Here is an 18,763-nt window from a genome sequence, read left to right on the forward strand (position 1 = left end):
CTGCGTCAAGGGTGTGGCCCGAAAGGAGTTGGTCTGTTGTCCATTTCGGTTCGGCGCCGGCTTGTTCCTCGTGGGTCGCTCCCGATCGGCGCGTCGCTGGTCGGAGGCTCGAACCGTGCTGAGGGACAACGGCATCGCGGGCCGCAGTGGAGCCGGATGCTGGCTAGGGGACTGGACGGCGGGTTGGCCGAATCAGCCGTTCTGGCGTCGCGCGACGGCGTCGAGCCAGTCGCCGATCATGTCGGCGGTTTCGGTGATCAGGAGATCGCGGTTCAGGTTCGGGGTGGGGCCGAGTGCGAATCGCAGGCACGCCGCCAGGCCGGCGTTGACCATTACGAAGGCTCTGACCTCGAGTTCTTGCTGTGGTGTCGGGCCGAGTTGGTGCAGCAGGTAGGCCCGCGTGAGCAGTAGTAGGCGGCGTTCTAGGTCGGGCAGGCCGACGCCGTGCGCGGTGGTGTCGGCGGCGAGGGCCCGGACCAGGCCTTCGCGCTCGGACACCACGTCCAGCACCGCGGTGAGGCTGCTCGCCACCGCCTCGCGCGGGGTGACGGTCACTCCGGTCACCACGGTTTCGGCGAAACGCTCCTCCAATTCGGTGAGCAGGTCGGCGCGGAGCACGTCGATGATGGCGTTCTTGTCGGCGAAATAGCGGTAGAGCGATCCGATGCTGATGCCCGCTCGGGCGGCGATGTGATTGGTCGACGTCTCGGCGATGCCGCGTTCGGCAAAAAGCTGAGCGGCGTTGGCCACGATATGGTCCCGGGTTTCCCGGGAGCGCGCTTGCTGCGGACGTTTCCGCTGATCAGTGCGGTCACTCGGCGTCATCGCACGGCCGTCACAAACTGGAGTAGAAGGTGAGCATTTACTCAACTTACAGTCTATTCATGACGATCGACGCCGAACGGGCCCCCGCCGAGTTCCGCTACTGGGCGCGCATCACCGATCCGCGCGTACAGCGGATGCGCCGGCTGATCCGGCGCGTCGCACGATTCGATCCGCAACCGGACGAGGAGCTGGTCCGGAATTTCGCCGCCGCCTACTATCAGGCCGACCCCGTCGCCGAGGCCTTCGTCGACGAGGTGTACCTGGGCGATCTCGGCCCCAAAGCAGGCCGGGCGATGCTCGATCAAGCCCTCACCCACGGCATCGACGCGGTGCCCGACGCACCGCGTTCGCTGGTCCGCCTGTTCGAGGGGTTCGACACCGCGCCACCCTGGTTGGATCAGGACCTGGTGGACCTGGGCGCCCGAGTCTTCCGTCGTTGGGGCACATCGGTATTCAGCTTCGCCACGACGAGCACTCTCGAAATGTACTCGGAGAGCTCCATCGCCAAACCGCTGTCCTACACCGGCGGCTACGCCGGCGAACGCGCCCACAAGCGACAGCTCGAAACCGTCCGATTCTGGATCGATGTCTCCGACGCAGGCGGCCTGGCGCCCGGCGCCCGAGGACGCCAGACCGCGATGCGAGTACGGATCATGCACGTGTTCATCCGGCGCAAACTGATGCAGCGTCCTGAATGGGACCTCAACGCGTGGGGCGTACCGATCAGCGTCGGCGACGCAACCCTCACCCTGATGGCAGGCAGCGTGGTACCCGGCCTGGCGCTCTGGAGCCTGGGCTACCAGACCACCATTCGCGAGATCGAAGCGACCATGCACTTCTGGCGCTACGTCGGCCACCTCCTCGGCGTCCAACCCGACTGGTACCCCACCGATTTCAAGGAGGGCGCCCAGCTGATGTTCGCCGCGATGGTCAAGCGCGCCAACACCGCGGGCACCGACGGCGCCGAACTCGTGGAGTCCTACCTCCCCGCCTTCGCCCCGAAACCCGGCACCTCCTGGCGCAAACGCCTCCGCGACGAAATCAACTACCGCATCCAAATCGGCTACACCGCAGTCTGGCTACCACCCACCACCTACGCCAAACACGCGATGCCCCAACGCTTCCCATGGATCCTCCACCCGATCGCCCAAGCCCCCCTCATCTTCGCCTGGGAAACCCTGCGCCGCACGCTCCCCGGGATCGACAACCTCACCGACCGGGTCCAGTGCCGACGACGCGAGGCGTGGTACCGCCACGAGGTCGGGGATCGGCACTCGGAGTTCCGTCCGATCGAGGAGTTCCGCCGCTGACAGCCGAGCGGTTCAATCCCCACAGGGCGGTGGCGCAGGCGGCACCGATGAGGGTGAGGGCGGCCCAGATCAGTGACGGGTAGCCGGATTCGGTGAGGTAGTCGAAGACGGCTCCGGTGGTGAGGTTGCCTAGGAGGATGCCGATTCCGACGATGGTGTTGTAGAAGCCGTAGTGGGTGGCGACGAGGCGGTTGCGGGCGAGGGTGACGACGGTGTCCATCTCGCAGGGGAATACGGCTGCGGTGGCTAGGGCCAAGAGTGCGGCGCAGGTGAGTAGGGCGGTGGTGGCGACCGGGATGCCGCCGGGGATCGTGGCGTTCGGGGTGAGGAGCAGGGGAACGAAGGCGGTCGACATGAGGGCCATGCCGAGCACCAGGCCGCGGCCGGAGCCGCCGCGGCGGGCTAGCCATCTGGTCATCGGCAGTTGTCCGGCGATGGCGACGATGCTGCTGACCGCGAAGATCGCGGCGATCAGTCCGGTGTCGGATCTGCCTGGGCCGACGACGATTCCGGCTTGCAGCGGCAGGGCGAGGTACACCTGGAAGGACAGCACGTAGCAGCCGACCATGACGACCGAGAACAACAGGAACGGCCGGTTGCGCACCACCAAGCGCCAATTGGCGAGCACCGAATCGCGCACGCCGGTGCGGTCGGTGTCGCGGGTGGTCGGCAACCAGCGCAGCTGCACCACCGTGAGGACGGCGAACACGACGGCGGCGACACCGGCGGTGGCGCGGAAATCCCACGCCGTCAACGCCAATCCGACCAGCGGTCCCGCGAGGATGCCTGCCTGATAGAAGATGTTGAACATGGCGAAGGCCGCCACCCGGCGTTCGTTGCCGGCGTCGGCGGCCAGGTAGGCGCGCACGGCGGGATTGAACAGGGCACCCGCGAATCCGGTTGCCGCTACCGCGATCAGCACGGCGGGCAAGGTGTCGGCGAGCGCAAGCAACGCGAAACTCGCTGTGCGCAAAGCGCATCCGGCGACGATGAGCGGCTTGTAGCCGAATCGGTCGGCCAGTGTGCCGCCCACCAGAAACATGCCCTGCTGGGTGAAGTTTCGCACGCCGAGCACGAGACCGACTGTCCAGGCGGCCATTCCGAGCCCGCTGGACAGGTGCGAGGCTAGGTAGGGCATCAGCATGTAGAAGCCCAGATTGATGCCGAACTGGTTGACCATCAGCACCTGGCTCGGCCGGTCGAAGACGGCCCAGCGCCGCCACAATCCGCTCATCGCGACACCGCCGCGGTCGGTGCGACGACCGTGGTGCAGCGGGTCCAGCGCCGTACCACCTGCTCGCTCGGGTCGCCGACCACGTCGGGTTCGGCCGGCACCGGCAGGTCGAAGAATCCGTGCTCGGTGCAGTAGTCGTCGTTGTAGACGGTGTCGGTGTAGCGGTGCGGTCCATCGGGAAACACCGCGGCGATCCGGGTGCCCACCGGCTGGGTGCGCGCCAGCCACCCCGCGACCAGTGCCACCGCGCCGACGCTCCACCCGCCACTGCAATAGTGCGTGGACGCCAAAGTCCGTGCCGCCCAGACAGCTTCGTGCGGAGCCACCCAGTGCACCTCGGCGAAGGCCGGATAGTCCACGTTCGCGGGATGAATGCTGGAGCCGAGCCCGCGCATCAGCCGGGACGCCGCGGGTTGCCCGAAGATGGTCGACCCGATCGTGTCCACCCCGACCAGCCGGAGCTCGGGCTGGAAGCGGCGCAGCACCCGCGCCACCCCGGCCGAATGGCCGCCGGTGCCGACCGAGCACACCAGCACATCGATGTGCCCGAGCTGGGTGAGCAGCTCCAGCGCCAGCGACTGATAGCCGTCGACATTGTCCGGGTTGTTGTACTGGTCCGGACACCAGGAACCCGGATAGGTGGCCAGCAACTGCGCCACCCGATCGCGACGCGCCTGCTGCCAGCCGCCGATCGCGCAGGGCTCGGTGACCAGGTCGACGGTCGCGCCGTAGGCGGTCAGCATCCGCCGCAGCATCGGCTCCATGCCAGGGTCGGTCACCAGGGTGACCGGATGGCGATGCGCGATACCGGCCAGCGCCAACCCCAAACCGAGTGTGCCACTGGTAGATTCGATAATTCGTGCGCCCGGCTGCAGCGTGCCGCGCGCCACCGCGCGTTCGACCATGTGCAGCGCGGGGCGGTCCTTCATCCCGCCCGGATTGTGACCCTCGAGTTTGGCCCAGAACCCCCGGCCGGCCATGGCGAACGGCTCCCCGATCCAGAGCACCGGGGTGTCTCCGACGAGCGTCGCCGGGCGGCGGCGCGCCTGTTCCTGAGCGTGGAGATGATCGGCGGACAAGACGACACGATCGACAACGGCACTGCACATGCGTGAACTCCTAGCATCGAATCGGCATCCGAGATGCCGGGTGAGTATCGGACGAACCCGCGCGTCGGCCCGCCGTTAGCGGGCGGCCGACCGGGTGCCCGTCAGCACCGATCGATACAGAGATTTCGCAAAATGCCACGGCCGTCCGGCGCGGCGATCCGCCACGGCCCCCAGCCGGCGAATCGCGGCCGCCGGCTCGTATCCGTTTGTGCGTCAGCGCTATCGAGTTCTGCCGAAGTAGTGTCGACCTCGGGCTCGGCCTCGCGCTGCGGTGTCCTGGCCAGACAACCCTGCTCGTGGCCCTCGGCGGCCGGATCCGCATGGGTGGTCGCGCCGAGCGACTTCTCCGCGGCGACGAGGGTGGGCACCGGCTCGGCCGTCCCGGAAACGCCGGGTAGCCCCAGCACGCACATGAACAGCGCGTGGGCCAGCAACAGCGCGGCCGCCGCGAGCACGACGGCGATGCCACGCCTGCGTGGTGCCTCGACTCGCACTGTCACGAAAATCACGATAGCGGAAAACAACGCTGTACCAAGGTCGGTGGCTCCCCAGTTGCTGCCGTTTCACATTGTGTTCGGCGAGCCGTCACCTCCAGCGCACCAACCCATCTGTACAAGATTGCTGGCGGATGAATCGTAGGGGTGCGGCGTTGCCGCTCGGCATACGGAACGGTCTCTATGATTAGTCGAGTGACATGGGTGGGTGTTGATGTCGTGGCCGACAATCTCGCTGCACGCGGGTCGTCGGGGTGTGCGTTCGAGAACGTCGATCTGACGGTTGCGGCCGGCCAGTTGGCGGTGATCGTCGGGTCGGCCGGTTCGGGCCGCACGTCGCTGCTGTGGGCGTTGTCGGGGCGGATGCGGCTGGTCACCGGTCGCCTCGTCGTCGGGGGCCGCCGCTACGACGAACAGCCGGGCGCGATCCAGGACTCGGTAGCGATAGCGCGGCTCGATCCCGGCTGTGTGCTCGATCCGTGGCTGCGGGTCGAGGAGGTGATCGCCGAGCGCGCGCTGATCGGCGGACCACGGTTCACCGAGTCGGCCTTGGCGGCGACCTTCGCCGCGATGGGGGCGGCCGCACCCGCTGGTCAGCGGCTGGTGGGGGAGCTGGCGCCAGGCGAAGCGCTGGTACTCGCGGTGGCCTTGGCGGCCGCTCAGCAGCCGGGCGCAGTGGTGGTCGACGATGTCGGCGCGGGCTGTACCAGCAGCGAGACGCGGTGGGTCTGGGAGTGCCTGCGGGAGTTGACCTTTCACGGCTGCACCGTCATCGCCGCAGCCACCGCGCCGCCGCCGTTCGACGACATCACCGTGCTCACCCTGACCCCACCGCGCGCGGCCGACGCGCGGGCCGACCTCCAGGAGAACGCGTGAAGGCACTACGGCTGGCCCTGCTCGAGTTCCGGCGGTTCCGCGGTCCGCTGCTGCGCAAGCTCGTGCCGATCGGGCTCGCGCTGATACCGCTGCTGTACGGCTCGCTGTATCTGTGGTCGAACTGGGATCCCTACGGTAAAACCGATCAGATCCCGGTCGCCGTCGTCATCGAAGACCAGCCGGTCACGGCGAACGGGCAGGTGGTCGACGCGGGCAAACAGTTCGAGCAACAGTTGCGTGCCACCCCGAAGTTCCAGTGGCACTTCGTCGATCGGCACGCCGCCGAGGACGGCCTCGTGCACGGGCGCTTCTACTTCACCATCACCGTCCCGCCGGACTTCAGCCGGAAACTGATCAGCGCCGAAAAACCGATCCCGGAACGGGCCACCCTCGGCATCACACTCAACGACGCCAACAATTTCATCGTCGGCGTGGTCGCCGATGTGGCGCGCTCCGAGCTACAGAACCAAGTGAACAGCGCCGCCCACGCGGCCTACGCCAAAGCCATCTACGGCGACCTCACGCTGGTGAAGCAGCAACTCGAGGTCGCGGCAACCGGCGTACACGCGCTGGTGGACTCGTCGGTGCTCGCCCAGCAGGGCACGGCGGCGCTGGCCGCGGGACTGGACGGGTCGACTGCCGGCACGGCCCAGATCTCCGACGGGGTCGCGCGACTCGCGCAGGCGAGCAACGAGGTCGACACCGCGGTGACCCAGCTCGTCGACACCGGCACGGCGACCCTGCCGACGGCCGCCGGGGCGCTGTCCAACGCGACCGGTGCCGCCGCGCAATCACTCGAACTCGTCAGGGGCGGTGCCGATCTGGTGCGTCAGCAAGCCGATCAGGGCAGCGCCGACCTGCGCCAGCTGGCGGTCGCGCACCCCGAACTACTGCTCGACCCGACGTTCCGTCAGGCGCTCGACCACGTGCAGGCCGTCGGGTCGACCGCGGGCAACGTCGCCGACACCGCCCGGCAAGCCCATGATGCCGCGGCGCAGGCCAGCAACCAGGCGGGTCAGCTGGCGGGCAGCGTCGATATCGTGCGGCAGAATCTGCGCGCCGCCGCGGCACCGTTGCACGCCCTGACCGCGGGCGCCTCGACCGTGTCCGGTGGCGCCATCCAGATCACCAACAGTCTTGCGTCCTTGCAGGCGAGCAGTCGGACGTTGCAGACCGGTGCGGACCAATTGCATTCCGGGGCAACCAAAGTCGCCGACACCGTCGACTCGGCGTTGGTGAAGATTCCTGATACCAGTCCTGAGCAGACCGCGGCCGCGGCGGATGTACTCGGCTCGCCGGTGGGTATCGTCAGCCACAATCTCAATCCGGCGGGGTTGTACGGGCGTGGCTTGACGCCGTTCTTCTTTGCGATCGCCCTGTGGGTGCTGGGGCTGCTGGCTTATCTGTTCATCCAACCACTCAATCAGCGCGCGATGGCGAGCCGGATCAGTCCGTGGACCGTGGCGGTCGCCGGGTGGCTGCCGGTGGCGGGTATCGCTGTTGCGGGTGGTCTCATCCTCTATGGGGTGGTTCAGGTGGGGCTACGGCTGGACCCAGTGCGTCCGATACAGACGGCGGGGTTGATGATCCTCGCGGCAGCGGCTTTCGTTGCGATCGATCACTTCCTTCGAGTCGCGTTCGGTGTTGTCGGAGAGGCGCTGTCGCTGGTGCTGCTGATCTTGCAGCTGACTTCTTGCGGCGGTTTGTATCCGATCGAAACAACGCCTGCGCCGTTCCGGATCATCCATCCGTTCCTGCCGATGACCTACCTGGTCGATGGGCTGCGGGTCACGATTTCCGGTGGGCTCACCGGTAATCTGTTGCGGGACTGCGTGATCCTGCTTGCGTTCTTGCTCGGATCCCTCGCCTGCACCGCTCTCGTGGTGCGTCGGCAGCGGGTCTGGACGATCAACCGCCTGCACCCCGCTGTCGAGGTCTGAGTGGTGGTAAGACCGGACTCCCTTGCGGTACAAGGGAGTCCGGCCTGCTGCGTGCTCGAAATGTCTACCGGCTAGAAGAGGCCGCCGTCGAATCCGCCGCCGACGCTCGCGAGATCGCCGAATCCGCCGCCGCCGAAGAGATCTCCGCCGCCGGACTGGTTCCGCCGGCCACCACCGCCGAACCAATCGAAGTCGTCACCGCCGCCGGTGCTGAACAGGTCGCCTCCGCTGCTGAACAGGTCGCCGGTGTTGAACATGTCGCCGCTGTCGCCACCGCTGAACATGTCGCCGACATCGCTGAACATATCGCCGCCGGTGCTGAACGTATCGCCGCCGTCGCTGCTGAACATGTCATTGTCACCGCCGGTGCTGAACATGTCGTTATCGCCGCCGGTGCTGAACATGTCGTTGCCATCGCTGCTGAACATGTCGCTGTCGCCGCCGTCGCTGAACATATCGCCACCGTCGGAGGAATCATTGGTCCAGCTGTCGTCGGACCAGTCGAATCCGTCGCCACCGTCGCCGTCGCCGAACAGGTCACCGCCGTCGCCGCTGTCGTCACCGAACGGGTTGCCGCCGTCGCCGCTGTCGTCACCGAACGGGTTGCTGCCGTCGCCGCTGTCGTCACCGAACGGGTTGCTGCTGTCGTCACCGAACGGGTTGCTGCTGTCGTCGCCGAACGGGTTGCCGCTGTCGTCGCCGAACGGGTTGCCGCTGTCGTCACCGAACGGGTTGCTGCCGTCGCCGCTGTCATCGCCGTACGGGTTGCTGTCGTCACCGTAGGGATTACTGTCGTCGCCGAACGGATTCCCACCGTCGGTGGCGTTGTCGCCGTCGCCGGACGGATCGGACCCGTCACCGGGCTGGCTCGACTGATCATCCCCGCCGTCTTGCCCCGGCTGACTCGGCGAGGGTTTCGGGCGCTGATTGTTCGGACTACCCGGCTTGCTGCTGTCGCCAGGTTTTGTCTGGTCGTTCGGCTTATTCGGCTTGGACGGGTCGCTCGAATTACCGGGCTTCCCAGACTTATACATACTGTTCAGCTGATTGATCTCATTCTTGCTCAGCGGTGTCGGGCCATTGTTGCACCGATTGACCGAGCTGGCCATGATGCTACAGCCGCTGTCATTGTGATCGAGACCGATGGAGTGGAGCAGTTCGTGCGCGGCGACCTCGGTGCGGTCGGCCGGATCGTAATTGCGCGTCTTCGGATCGAGTTTCACGAACGGGCCGTTGTCCCACCCGCCGAGACCGGCCACATCACCCTGGAATTGTTCGTTGCTGATGTCGATTGCGCCGTTGCCCGTTCCGGGTTTCAAAACGAAGTTCAGGCCCGGCGTCGAGTTCAGGTGTTTGACGGCGTTCTCGATGCCGGCGTCTTTGATCTTGTTGTTGTAGTGGATGATTGCCTTGCCGTCGGAGTCATAGCCCTGGATCTTCGCTCGGAAGCCGAAGCTGGGCGCCTGAGCTGCCGCGGTGGCGGTGCTGGTCAGGGTGAGCGCGGCCGGCCCGATCAGGGTGCCTGCGACCAGTGCAGCGAATAGCCTGGGTGTGGCATTCGTGGGTGACTTCTTGGCGCGATGTTTTCCGCGGTAGTGGCGACGGTTGGCAGCGGGCGGCATAGCGCGGAGACCTCCGATGAGTGCTAAAGGTGGGATTTCTGCCGAGCCCGAATAGCGGCTGATGCCGGAACTATTATCAGCCGCGAATCATGAAGAGCGCGTTATGTGCTCGTGATCGGCACGGACGACTGTACCGAGGAAACGGCGAATGAGCACAGCATGTAAGGGAGGTCTTAGCTGGTGAAGATATATCTACGGAGCAGTTAAGCCTGCGTTGCAAGATTTGTTAGTTCGATTGCGGCGCAGTGATTTCGGCTACCGGGTGCCGAGCGCACGGGCCAGCTGCGGCCACGAGTTGCGCAGGTCCGTTTCGAACAGACCCCAGGTGTGCGACCCCGTCCGGCGGTCGACATGGACGGCGGGCACACCGAGCGCGGCGAGTCTGCCCGCGAAGGCGGCGGTGCACCTGCTCGCGATCGCCTCGACCGGTGGCATGGGGAGGCCGCTGCGGTCGATCACGCCGGGGATACCGGACGCGGCCGAGAGGTAGATGGCTTTGCCGGCGAGCGCACCCGCCCGCGCGAACGCGTCATGGGTGCGCCACCCGTCCGAGCCCGGCGCACCCCACATGTTCACCGGATTGCCGCCGCCGCGCAGCACCTGTGCGCTGATCATCGCTACCCCGAATACGTCTGCGGACCACGGGCATCCGCTGTACGCCGCAACGGCTTGGTACAGGTGCGGCGCCTGAATCGCGAGATCGACCGCGGAGCCACCGCTCATCGACACCCCGGCGATCGCGTTCCGGCCGGTCGTGTGCAGGTAGGCATCGACGATCGCGGGAAGTTCGCGGGTGAGGTAGGTCTGCCAGCGGGCGCGCCCGATGATCGGATCGTCGGCACGCCAGTTGGTGTACATGCTGAACGCACCGCCGATCGGCAGCACCACATTCACGTTCTTATCGGCGAAGAAGTCCCGGACCTCGGTGTTGTGCCACCACGAGATGCCGTCCTCGCCGCCACCGATGCCGGTGAGCAAGTACAGCGTCGGCGCGGGGCCCTCTGCCGCCCGGATCACATGATTGCTGACAACCTGATCCATCGACGGTGAGTAGATGTCGAGGCGGGTGACGGCCCGGGTGATCGGCGTTTCGCTGATCACGCGGACCTCGTCGGGAGCCGCGGTGGCGGGCGCCGAGACGGCGGTGACCGCGACCGCGGTCACCAGCAAGCTGACGAGTGCCATCCAACACCGTGAATTCGCCATCCCCTCGGTTATACCGCCGCACGAATCGCTGGTCGGCGCCGAACACGCGCGTCATGTCGCAGTGTTATCGAACGGCTATGCACTGCTTGACAGTCGGTGACCCGGGGCCTTGACCGGGTATGCCGTGAGAAATAGGCCTTCTCCACACAAAGTGAGGTTCCGCGCAATGCTCGAGGCAGAACACATCACCAAGTTCATCGAGAACGGATTCGTGCACGTAGCCGGAGCATTTTCTCGCGCAACCGCCGAGCGCTGTATCGAGATCATGTGGCCGGGCACCGGATGTGCTCCGCACGATCGGACCACCTGGACAAAGCCACTCGTCCGCTTGCCCGAATACATCGACGAGCCATTCCGCACCGCCATCCAGATGCCCAGCTTGGAAGAAGCTTTCGACCAGCTGGTGGGCCCTGGTCGGTGGCGGCGCAGGTTCGGTATCGGCCCCATCCCGGTCCGTTTCCCGCACACTGAGTCCCCCGGCGACGACTACTGGCACTTCGAGGGCAGTTACCTCCCCGAGGGCTGGAAAGGGCACTCGTTCACCAACTACCGTTCCCGTGGCTGCGCGCTGCTCATGCTGTTCTTGTTCACCGATGTCGCGGAGTCCGACGCACCGACCAGACTTCGTATCGGCTCCCACCTGGCCTTACCCGGCCGACTGCGCCGCTACGGAGACGAGGGCATCGACGCCACCCGCATCGACGAGACCGGCGTACTCGAGGCCACCGCCGACCTGCCGGTCGCGTACGCCACCGGCAGCGCCGGCGATGTCTACCTGTGTCACCCGTTCCTGATCCACGCCGCCCAGCCCCATCACGGCGATACGCCACGCTTCATGGCGACCCCCACCCTGGAACCCGCGGCCCCGCTGGAACTGGAACGGGCCGACGGCACCTATTCACCTGTCGAGGAGGCCATTCGGGTGGGGCTAGGTAGGCAGGAGAGCGACCGTCCTCGGCGAGAATCCGCAGCGTTTCGCCGAGCTTCGCGGCGAGGTGCTCGAGTTGGTCCGGCGTAATGCTCTTGCCGAAGGCCGCGGTATCGAGGAGCTGACGCCGCACTTCGTCGATCTGCGCCTGTGCGAAAGCGATTCGAGAGGGTTCGAGCGCCGGGGGAGTGGTTCTCATCGAGGGATCCGTTCTTTCGATGCGTGCTGTTCACAACTGCTGGTTGGGGATTGGGGCGTGTTGTTTGTTGGACACCGGGTCGCGAATCGAGTCGAATCAACCTCGTGTCGGGTCTGGATTGTGAGCTGCTATTGCGGGATATGCCATGCCATCGGTGCGGTGACGCTTTGCTCTGCGCAGTGCGGGCGCCACATTCGTTTTTGCGCGCCGACGGTACCGAGGTGAGCGGGACTCGCACGGTAGGGCTTTGCGCCGGCTGCGACAAAGAAAATCCGGCGGCCCGAGCGCTCATCGACTATTTCGCGGGATGTGGCGAGGTGGCGAGTGAGCCCGAGGCGGCGACACTGCTCGGGGACTGGCTGCGCGAGGTCCTGCCCGCGCGGATCGACGATGCTCAGCTGGCGATGCTCCAGACCGACGGCACCGTCCGCACCTGACGGTCGGCGCGGGCGGTGCCGAAACTGCCTGTCATGTCCGTACTTTGACGCCGCGCACGGCCCGCAGCTCACCGAGCAGGGCCGAACTGACCGTCACCGGATAATTGTCGACCGCGAGCGTGGTGCGCCGGTCTCGGTAGCACAGCACGAGGCGCACCGGGGTGCCGCCGCGGTGGGACCGCAGCGCCGATTTCAATTCCAGAACACTGTCGCGACGGGTGGACTCCGCGTTTATTTCCAGCATCAGTGGAGGCGCGTGCTCGCCACGTTCCACGGAACTGATATCGAGCGGAGCTAGGTGGGTGCCGAAGATACCCATTCTGTCCTCCCGCCAATTCACTCGGCCTTCCACTGCCACAACGGCGTCCACGACGAGGTCGGTGGTGAACAAGTTGTAACTCTTCGGGAAGAACAGCACTTCGACCGAGGCGTCCAAGTCCTCGATGACCGCGATCGCCCAGCTTTCACCCTTTTTGTTGACCCGGCGTTCCAGGGCGGAGATCATGCCCGAAATCACGATCGTTCCCTCCCGAGGCGCGTTGGCCAGGACATGGGCGATGGGCTTCGGTGCGGCCTTGCGGAGTATGTGATTCGTGCCGTCGAGTGGATGCCCGGAAACGTAGAGTCCCAGCATTTCTCGCTCCAACCCGAGCAAGATCTTGCGCGGCCACTCTTCGCCGTCGAATTTCAGATGGCTCAGTGGTGAGGAATGACTGGACGTCTCCTCGGCGCCGCTCTCGACCCCGAACAAGTCGAACTGCCCCATCGCCTCTTGGCGCTTGAGTCCGGTGACGGCGTCCACCGCTTCCTCGTGCACGTCGATCAGCGCCTTGCGCGGATGATCGAACGAGTCGAACGCACCGGCCTTGATGAGCGACTCCAGCACGCGCTTGTTGCAGCAGACCAGCTCCGACTTCTCGATGAAATCAGCGAACGAGGTGTACTTGCCCTTGGTGGTGCGGGTCTTGATGATCGACTCGACCACATTGGCCCCGACGTTGCGGATACCGCCGAGCCCGAACCTGATGTCGGTGCCCACGGCGGAGAACCGCAGCGACGACTCGTTGACATCCGGCGCCAGCACCTCGAGGCCGAGCTGGCGGCACTCGGCCAGGTAGATCGCCGACTTGTCCTTGTTGTCGGCCACCGAAGTGAGCAGGGCCGCCATGTATTCGGCCTGATAGTTGGCCTTGAGGTAGGCGGTCCAGTAGCCGACCAGCGCGTACCCAGCCGCGTGCGACTTGTTGAACGCGTATCCGGCGAACGGCAGGACGGTGTCCCACAGGGCCTGCACCGCTTCGTCGGAAAACCCGTTCTCTCGCATGCCGGCGCGGAATCCCTCGAACTCCTTCTCCAGGACCTCGAGCTTCTTCTTGCCCATCGCGCGGCGCAGCACGTCGGCGCGGCCCATCGAGAAGCCCGCCACCCGCTGGGCGATCTGCATGATCTGTTCCTGGTACACCACCAGGCCGTAGGTCTCGGCGAGGATGTCGCGCAGCGGCTCGGCCAGTTCCGCATGGATCGGCTCGATCGCCTGCCTGGCGTTCTTGCGGTCGGCGTAATTGTTGTGCGTGTTCATCGCCATCGGCCCCGGCCGATACAGCGCGTTGACGGCGATGATGTCCTCGAACCCGTTGGGCCCCAACCGCCGGAGCAGTTCGCGCATCGCGTTGCCGTCGAGCTGGAAGACGCCGAGGCTGTCGCCACGACCGAGCAGCTCGTAGGTCTTCGGGTCGTCGGTGCCGAGTGAGTCGAGGTCGACTGTCTCGCCGCGGTTGGCCTCGATGTTCTCGATCGCGTCGCCGATCACCGTGAGGTTGCGCAGGCCGAGGAAGTCCATTTTGAGCAGGCCGATGGCCTCACAGGACGGGTAGTCCCACCCGGTGATCATCGAGCCGTCCTCGCGCCGCCACAGCGGGATGACGTTCGCCAGCGGCTCCGAGGACATGATCACCGCACAGGCGTGCACGCCCGCGTTGCGAATCAGGCCCTCCAGGCCACGCGCCGTCTCGAAGATGGTGGCGACGTCTTTGTCGGTCTCGATCAGCGAACGGACCTCGGCCGCTTCGGCATAGCGCTCGTGCTTGGGATCGACGATGCCCGACAGCGGGATATCCTTCGCGGCGACCGGCGGCGGCAGCGCCTTGGAGATCCGGTCGGCGATGGCGAAACCCGGCTGGCCGAAGTGGACCCGCGCCGAATCCTTGATCGCCGCCTTCGTTTTGATCTTGCCGAAGGTGATCACCTGGGCGATGCGGTCACTGCCGTATTTCTCCGTCGCGTAGCGCACCATCTCACCGCGGCGGCGATCGTCGAAGTCCATATCGATATCGGGCATCGACATGCGCTCGGGATTGAGGAATCGCTCGAACAGCAGGCCGTGGTGGATGGGGTCCAGGTTCGTGATGCCCATCGCATAAGACACCAGTGACCCGGCTGCGGAGCCACGCCCGGGGCCGACCCGAATGCCTTGCTGGCGTGCGTAATTCATCAGGTCGGCGGTGATCAGGAAGTAGGCCGGAAACCCCTTCTGCACGATGATGTCGATCTCGAACTCGGCGCGGCGCAGATACTCCTCGGGCACGCCGCCGGGCAGTCGCCAGGCGAGGCCGCGCATGACCTCCGTGCGGAACCATGAGGTCACGTCGTAGCCCTCGGGTGCTTCGTAGATCGGCATCCGGTCGGTGTGCTCCCACACCTCGGCGTAGGACTCGACCCGTTCGGCGATCAGCAGGGTGTTGTCGGCCGCGCCGGGCACCTGGGCATCCCAGTACGCTCGCATCTCGTCCGCCGACTGCAGGTAGTAACCGTCGCCGTCGAACTTGAACCGCGCGGGATCGCTGAGTGTCTTTCCCGCCTGGACACACAGCAGCGCGGCATGCGCCTCGGACTGATCCTTGGTGACGTAATGAGAGTCGTTGGTGGCCAACGGCGGAATGCCCAGCTTCGCGCTGATCTCGAGCAGCCCGTCGCGGACCGACCGCTCGATGGGCAGACCGTGGTCCATCAGTTCGACGAAGAAGTTCTCCTTGCCGAAGATGTCGCGGTAGTCGGCGGCCGCCTGGATCGCCTCGGCGTGCTGACCGAGCCGCAGCCGGGTCTGCACCTCGCCGGACGGGCAGCCGGTGGTGGCGATGATGCCCTCGGCGTGCCCGGCGACCAGTTCCCGGTCCATCCGCGGCTTGCGGTAGTAGCCCTCGATGCTGGCCAGCGAGGACAGCTTGAATAGGTTGCGCAACCCGCGTGCGTCGCGCGCGAGCATCGTCATGTGCGTGTAAGCACCGCCACCGGACACGTCGCCGCCGACGCCCTCCCCGTTCGACCCGCGCTGATTCGCCTGCCCCCAGAACACCGGCTTCTTGTGAAATCGGCTGCCGGGAGCGAGATATGCCTCGATCCCGATGATCGGCTTGATGCCCCTCTTCGTGGCGACCTGATAGAACTCGTCCGCCCCGAACATGTTCCCGTGATCGGTCATCCCCACCGCGGTCATCCCGAGCCGCCCGGCCTCCTCGAACAGCGGCTCGATCTTCGCCGCACCGTCCAGCATCGAGTACTCGGTGTGCACATGCAGGTGAACGAACGAGGACAACGGAGGCCTCCAGGCGCGACTCGGACTCGGATCGGCCTATTCGAGCCGAGCGAGCGATCGCGGGTCAAACAATCAACACGCACCTCACGACAACCAGTGGTTGTCATGGCTGGCCTTGTGCCCCAACCGATTCCGTTTGCAGCCCCAAAGTGTCGGTGCCGACTGCCTTGCCCGTGAACGGTTGTCCGTCAAGCGGATCGGCCCCAGCTGTCGCTGCGGATCTCGGTCTGCGGGAGCCAGTGGCGTTCGGGGTCGAACGGGTCGAGGTAGGTGGTGATGTGGCTCAGGAGGCGGGGCAGCACGGGATGGCGATTGCTCCGGAGCCAGAGCATGGAGTGCGGATAGCAGGGTGTCGGCTCGGTGAGCGGGATCCGGTGGATATCGGGATGCCAAGGCACACGCAGCAATTCGCCGGAGAAGAGGTAGCCGTCGGCGGATTCGGCGATCTCGTCGTAGAACTGCGCCCATTCGCTGCCGGGCTCGTTGCCGGGCATCCGGGCGATCGAACCCGCGAGGTCGGCAAGAGTGACCCGGCGTCGATCGGCCAGGTGGTGTTTGTGGCCGACCAGGATGTGCAGGGGTTCGAGGTACGCGGGCATGTGGTCGATAGCGGGGTCCAGCGCGCCGACCACTCGCGCGAAGGCGACGTCGATGGTGCCGTCGACGAGGGCGGGCCGGCCGCTGCGCAGCCCGCTGGACGTCACGATGTCGATCTCCACCCCGCGATGGGTCTCGTGGAACGTCCTGATCAGCTCGGTCGGCGCGAGGCGGGTACCGAGCACGTCCACCCGCAGCGGGCGGTCGTTTCCCTGTATCGAGGCGACGGCCTGATCGGCCAGTGCGATCAGAGCGCGGGCATGGACGAGAAAGGCAGCCCCGGCCTCGGTGACGTCGCTGCCCTGGCGGGTGCGGTGGAACAGTGCCGTGCCCAACGAGGCTTCCAGCTTCGCGATGCGCTTGGAGACGGCCTGCTGGGTCAGTCCCAAATGATCTGCCGCCGCGCCGAAGTGCTGGTGATCGGCGAGGACGAGGAAGGCCCGGACCGCGCCGAGATCCAGTTCCAACTCCGGTTCCTTTCACAACAAGGGGTTGTCGGCCGAAGAGCCACACTAGGCGCGTCGGGCGTGGACGGCCAGCTCCGGTGGGCGGGCGAAATGTTGCCGGGTGCGGCTGTGCATCGCCGAGGGGTGCAGCGTCTTTCGGGCAACACTTTTTCTGGGGAACCTGTATTCCCCACTCGTCATCTGGGGTTTCACCCAGCCGATGCCGCGGCTTAATCTCCGCCCATCGGGAATTCATACGTCCCTTTGGAGGAGCCGATATGTCCCGTATCTTCCGGCCGACTCGATTCAGGTGCCCGGGGCCTCGTGCCGGGCGGCGTCCTGGGTGCGGGCGCGGCGGGCATCGGGACAGGCGAAGTCCGCGTCGGGGACTGCGAACAACGTCGCGCCGCGTAATGCGGTGGCGGGCGGTTGCGCGAGAGACAAGGGAAGTCCATGAGCAGAGTACGCAATATTCTGGCATCTTTGACCGCGGTGACGGTGTGCGGTTTTTCGACGCTGGCCCTGAATCCGGCGACGGCGAACGGCCAGGATGATTCGCCCTACTACTGGGAAGTTCCGGTGCCGACCCAGGCGCAGAAGGACATCATCGCGGAGGCCGGGATCGAAATGGTTCCGGCGGGTCCGGGGCAGGTGACCATCGCCACGGACGAGGCGACCGCCAAGGCGCTGCGCGAACGCGGACTCCAACCGAAAAAGGGCGCACCGGTATACAAGTCGTTACCGCAGGAGCGAAAAGCTCCGGACGCTACGTATTACGGCGGCTATCACACCGCCGCGGACCTGCTCAAGCACGCCTCGGATGTGGCGGCCAAATACCCGGGCATCGCCCAGGTGCACGACATCGGCAAGAGCTGGAAGGCCGAACGAGGCACCGGCGGGCACACCATGAAAGTCATCTGCCTGACCGGAGTCGCGAAGAAGGCCACCGATCAGGAGAAGGCCACGGCGAAGACGACGCTCGCCCCGAACGGCTGCGCGATGTCGCCCACCGCCTCCACCAAGCCGCGTTTCCTGCTGACCGCGCAGATTCACGCCCGCGAGCTGGCGACCGGCGAACTGGCCTGGAAGTGGATCGACTACCTCGCCAACGGCTACGGCACCGACGCCACGGCCACCTCGATCCTGGACAACACCGAGATCTGGGTGGTCCCGGTGACCAACCCGGACGGGGTCGACGTGACGGCCAGCGGCGGCAACCGGCCGAAGATGCAGCGTAAGAACGTCAACAACACCCAGACACCCTCGTCCTGCTCGGTCGTCGACGGGTCAGGCAACGGTCCGGGCGTTGATCTCAACCGCAACTTCACCATCCGCTGGGGTGGCGCCTCGCGGAACGCCTGTTCGCAGACGTTCCAGGGCCCGCGCGCCGCTTCCGAACCGGAAACCCAAGCGGTACAGCGACTTTACGCGAGCCTGTTCACCAATCAGCGCCCTGCGGGCAGCCGGGATGTTCCGGATACCGCCAAGGGAATCGTGATCGATCTGCACGCGTACGGCAATTACGGGATCATTCCAAGCGCCGCCACCCCGACGAACGCGACCCAGTTGCGCGCATTGGCCAGGAAGATCGTTCCCGGGTTCACCGTCGGCACCTCCGAAGAAACCGTCGGATACTCGACCACCGGAACGACCGACGATCAGGCACACGGCGCATTGGGACTGGCCAGTCTCACCATCGAAATCGGCCCGAACAATTCGTCGTCCTGTGGCGGCTTCATGCCCCGCTACTCCTGCGTGAACGACACCTTCTGGCCGCAGATCAAGCGGGCGTTCACCACCGCGGCGCAATCCGCGGGCGCACCGTACAAGCAGACACAGCCGAGTCCGGCCGATAACCAGACACAGCAGAGTCCCGCAGGCAACTGATTCCATTCCGCGCGCCGACCTGGTCCCTTGTGGCCGGGTCGGCGCTCGGCTGTGCGTGCCG

Annotated in this window: 15 protein-coding genes and 1 pseudogene; 6 read left to right on the forward strand and 10 right to left on the reverse strand. The window is 66.0% G+C overall.

The features are described 5' to 3' along the window. Nucleotides 1-192: 192 nt before the first annotated feature. Nucleotides 193-750, reverse strand: a complete 558-nt coding sequence (locus IBX18_RS07155; protein WP_306796181.1) for a helix-turn-helix domain-containing protein — start codon at nt 748-750, stop codon at nt 193-195. A 134-nt stretch (nt 751-884) separates the two neighbouring features. On the opposite strand from IBX18_RS07155, the gene IBX18_RS07160 reads away from it, so the two are divergent. Further along, the gene (locus tag IBX18_RS07160; RefSeq protein ID WP_194832944.1) at nt 885-2,135 is read left to right on the forward strand and encodes an oxygenase MpaB family protein; all 1,251 of its coding nucleotides are present in this window, start codon (nt 885-887) and stop codon (nt 2,133-2,135) included. Here the strand turns inward: IBX18_RS07160 and IBX18_RS07165 are convergent. The 3 genes from IBX18_RS07165 to IBX18_RS07175 form a co-directional block, all read right to left on the reverse strand. Beyond that, nucleotides 2,035-3,369, reverse strand: a complete 1,335-nt coding sequence (locus IBX18_RS07165; protein ID WP_194832945.1) for an MFS transporter — start codon at nt 3,367-3,369, stop codon at nt 2,035-2,037. The two genes, IBX18_RS07160 and IBX18_RS07165, sit on opposite strands and share 101 nt — an antisense overlap. Continuing rightward, a complete protein-coding gene (locus IBX18_RS07170) occupies nt 3,366-4,478 on the reverse strand; it encodes a PLP-dependent cysteine synthase family protein (RefSeq protein ID WP_194832946.1) in 1,113 nt (370 codons plus the stop codon). Before IBX18_RS07170 ends, IBX18_RS07165 begins: the two co-directional genes overlap by 4 nt. Before the next feature lie 101 nt (nt 4,479-4,579). Beyond that, nucleotides 4,580-4,978, reverse strand: a complete 399-nt coding sequence (locus IBX18_RS07175; RefSeq protein ID WP_194832947.1) for a hypothetical protein — start codon at nt 4,976-4,978, stop codon at nt 4,580-4,582. 189 nt (nt 4,979-5,167) lie between these two features. Between IBX18_RS07175 and IBX18_RS07180 the strand changes: the two genes are divergently transcribed. Further along, nucleotides 5,168-5,848 carry an ATP-binding cassette domain-containing protein gene (locus tag IBX18_RS07180; protein WP_194832948.1) on the forward strand — a complete coding sequence of 227 codons (681 nt, stop codon included), beginning with the start codon at nt 5,168-5,170 and terminating at the stop codon, nt 5,846-5,848. After that, nucleotides 5,845-7,788 (forward strand): YhgE/Pip domain-containing protein, encoded by a 1,944-nt coding sequence (locus IBX18_RS07185; RefSeq protein WP_194832949.1) that lies wholly within the window; start codon nt 5,845-5,847, stop codon nt 7,786-7,788. Before IBX18_RS07180 ends, IBX18_RS07185 begins: the two co-directional genes overlap by 4 nt. Nucleotides 7,789-7,859: 71 nt before the next feature. Here the strand turns inward: IBX18_RS07185 and IBX18_RS07190 are convergent, their stop codons facing one another. After that, entirely contained in the window at nt 7,860-9,410 is a 1,551-nt protein-coding gene (locus IBX18_RS07190) for a matrixin family metalloprotease (RefSeq protein ID WP_194832950.1), read from the reverse strand. A 255-nt stretch (nt 9,411-9,665) separates the two neighbouring features. Further along, nucleotides 9,666-10,595 carry an alpha/beta hydrolase family protein gene (locus IBX18_RS07195; protein ID WP_194832951.1) on the reverse strand — a complete coding sequence of 310 codons (930 nt, stop codon included), beginning with the start codon at nt 10,593-10,595 and terminating at the stop codon, nt 9,666-9,668. A 187-nt stretch (nt 10,596-10,782) separates the two neighbouring features. Between IBX18_RS07195 and IBX18_RS07200 the strand changes: the two genes are divergently transcribed. Next, entirely contained in the window at nt 10,783-11,634 is an 852-nt protein-coding gene (locus IBX18_RS07200) for a phytanoyl-CoA dioxygenase family protein (protein WP_194832952.1), read from the forward strand. On the opposite strand, the pseudogene IBX18_RS43385 reads toward IBX18_RS07200, so the two are convergent. Then, nucleotides 11,618-11,743, reverse strand: a pseudogene (locus IBX18_RS43385) (DUF6374 family protein); the annotation flags it as partial. The gene IBX18_RS07200 and the pseudogene IBX18_RS43385 overlap by 17 nt on opposite strands. 140 nt (nt 11,744-11,883) lie before the next feature. On the opposite strand from IBX18_RS43385, the gene IBX18_RS41955 reads away from it, so the two are divergent. Beyond that, nucleotides 11,884-12,180: a DUF6300 family protein gene (locus tag IBX18_RS41955; protein ID WP_228540587.1), complete on the forward strand. Its 297-nt coding sequence runs from the start codon at nt 11,884-11,886 to the stop codon at nt 12,178-12,180. Nucleotides 12,181-12,211: 31 nt separating this feature from the next. On the opposite strand, the gene dnaE is transcribed toward IBX18_RS41955, so the two are convergent. From dnaE to IBX18_RS07215, 3 genes are all read right to left on the reverse strand, one after another. Continuing rightward, nucleotides 12,212-15,772, reverse strand: a complete 3,561-nt coding sequence (dnaE, locus tag IBX18_RS07205; RefSeq protein WP_194832953.1) for a DNA polymerase III subunit alpha — start codon at nt 15,770-15,772, stop codon at nt 12,212-12,214. Between the two features lie 188 nt (nt 15,773-15,960). Beyond that, a complete protein-coding gene (locus IBX18_RS07210; RefSeq protein WP_194832954.1) occupies nt 15,961-16,836 on the reverse strand; it encodes a LysR family transcriptional regulator in 876 nt (291 codons plus the stop codon). A gap of 285 nt (nt 16,837-17,121) precedes the next feature. Then, nucleotides 17,122-17,259: a hypothetical protein gene (locus IBX18_RS07215; protein ID WP_194832955.1), complete on the reverse strand. Its 138-nt coding sequence runs from the start codon at nt 17,257-17,259 to the stop codon at nt 17,122-17,124. A gap of 48 nt (nt 17,260-17,307) precedes the next feature. Here IBX18_RS07215 and IBX18_RS07220 point away from each other — a divergent pair, with 48 nt between their 5' ends. Then, nucleotides 17,308-18,702, forward strand: a complete 1,395-nt coding sequence (locus IBX18_RS07220) for a M14 family zinc carboxypeptidase (protein ID WP_306796231.1) — start codon at nt 17,308-17,310, stop codon at nt 18,700-18,702. The last annotated feature ends 61 nt before the right edge of the window (nt 18,703-18,763 follow it).

The organism is Nocardia sp. XZ_19_369 (assembly GCF_015355715.1).
Lineage (GTDB): Bacteria > Actinomycetota > Actinomycetes > Mycobacteriales > Mycobacteriaceae > Nocardia.

Bases quoted from the DNA above. Each gene is read 5' to 3' on its own strand.
- IBX18_RS41955 (WP_228540587.1), top strand. From the start codon at position 11,884: ATGCCATGCCATCGGTGCGGTGACGCTTTGCTCTGCGCAGTGCGGGCG.
- IBX18_RS07170 (WP_194832946.1), bottom strand. From the start codon at position 4,478: ATGTGCAGTGCCGTTGTCGATCGTGTCGTCTTGTCCGCCGATCATCTC.
- IBX18_RS07195 (WP_194832951.1), bottom strand. From the start codon at position 10,595: ATGGCACTCGTCAGCTTGCTGGTGACCGCGGTCGCGGTCACCGCCGTC.
- IBX18_RS07165 (WP_194832945.1), bottom strand. From the start codon at position 3,369: ATGAGCGGATTGTGGCGGCGCTGGGCCGTCTTCGACCGGCCGAGCCAG.
- IBX18_RS07160 (WP_194832944.1), top strand. From the start codon at position 885: ATGACGATCGACGCCGAACGGGCCCCCGCCGAGTTCCGCTACTGGGCG.
- IBX18_RS07190 (WP_194832950.1), bottom strand. From the start codon at position 9,410: ATGCCGCCCGCTGCCAACCGTCGCCACTACCGCGGAAAACATCGCGCC.
- IBX18_RS07200 (WP_194832952.1), top strand. From the start codon at position 10,783: ATGCTCGAGGCAGAACACATCACCAAGTTCATCGAGAACGGATTCGTG.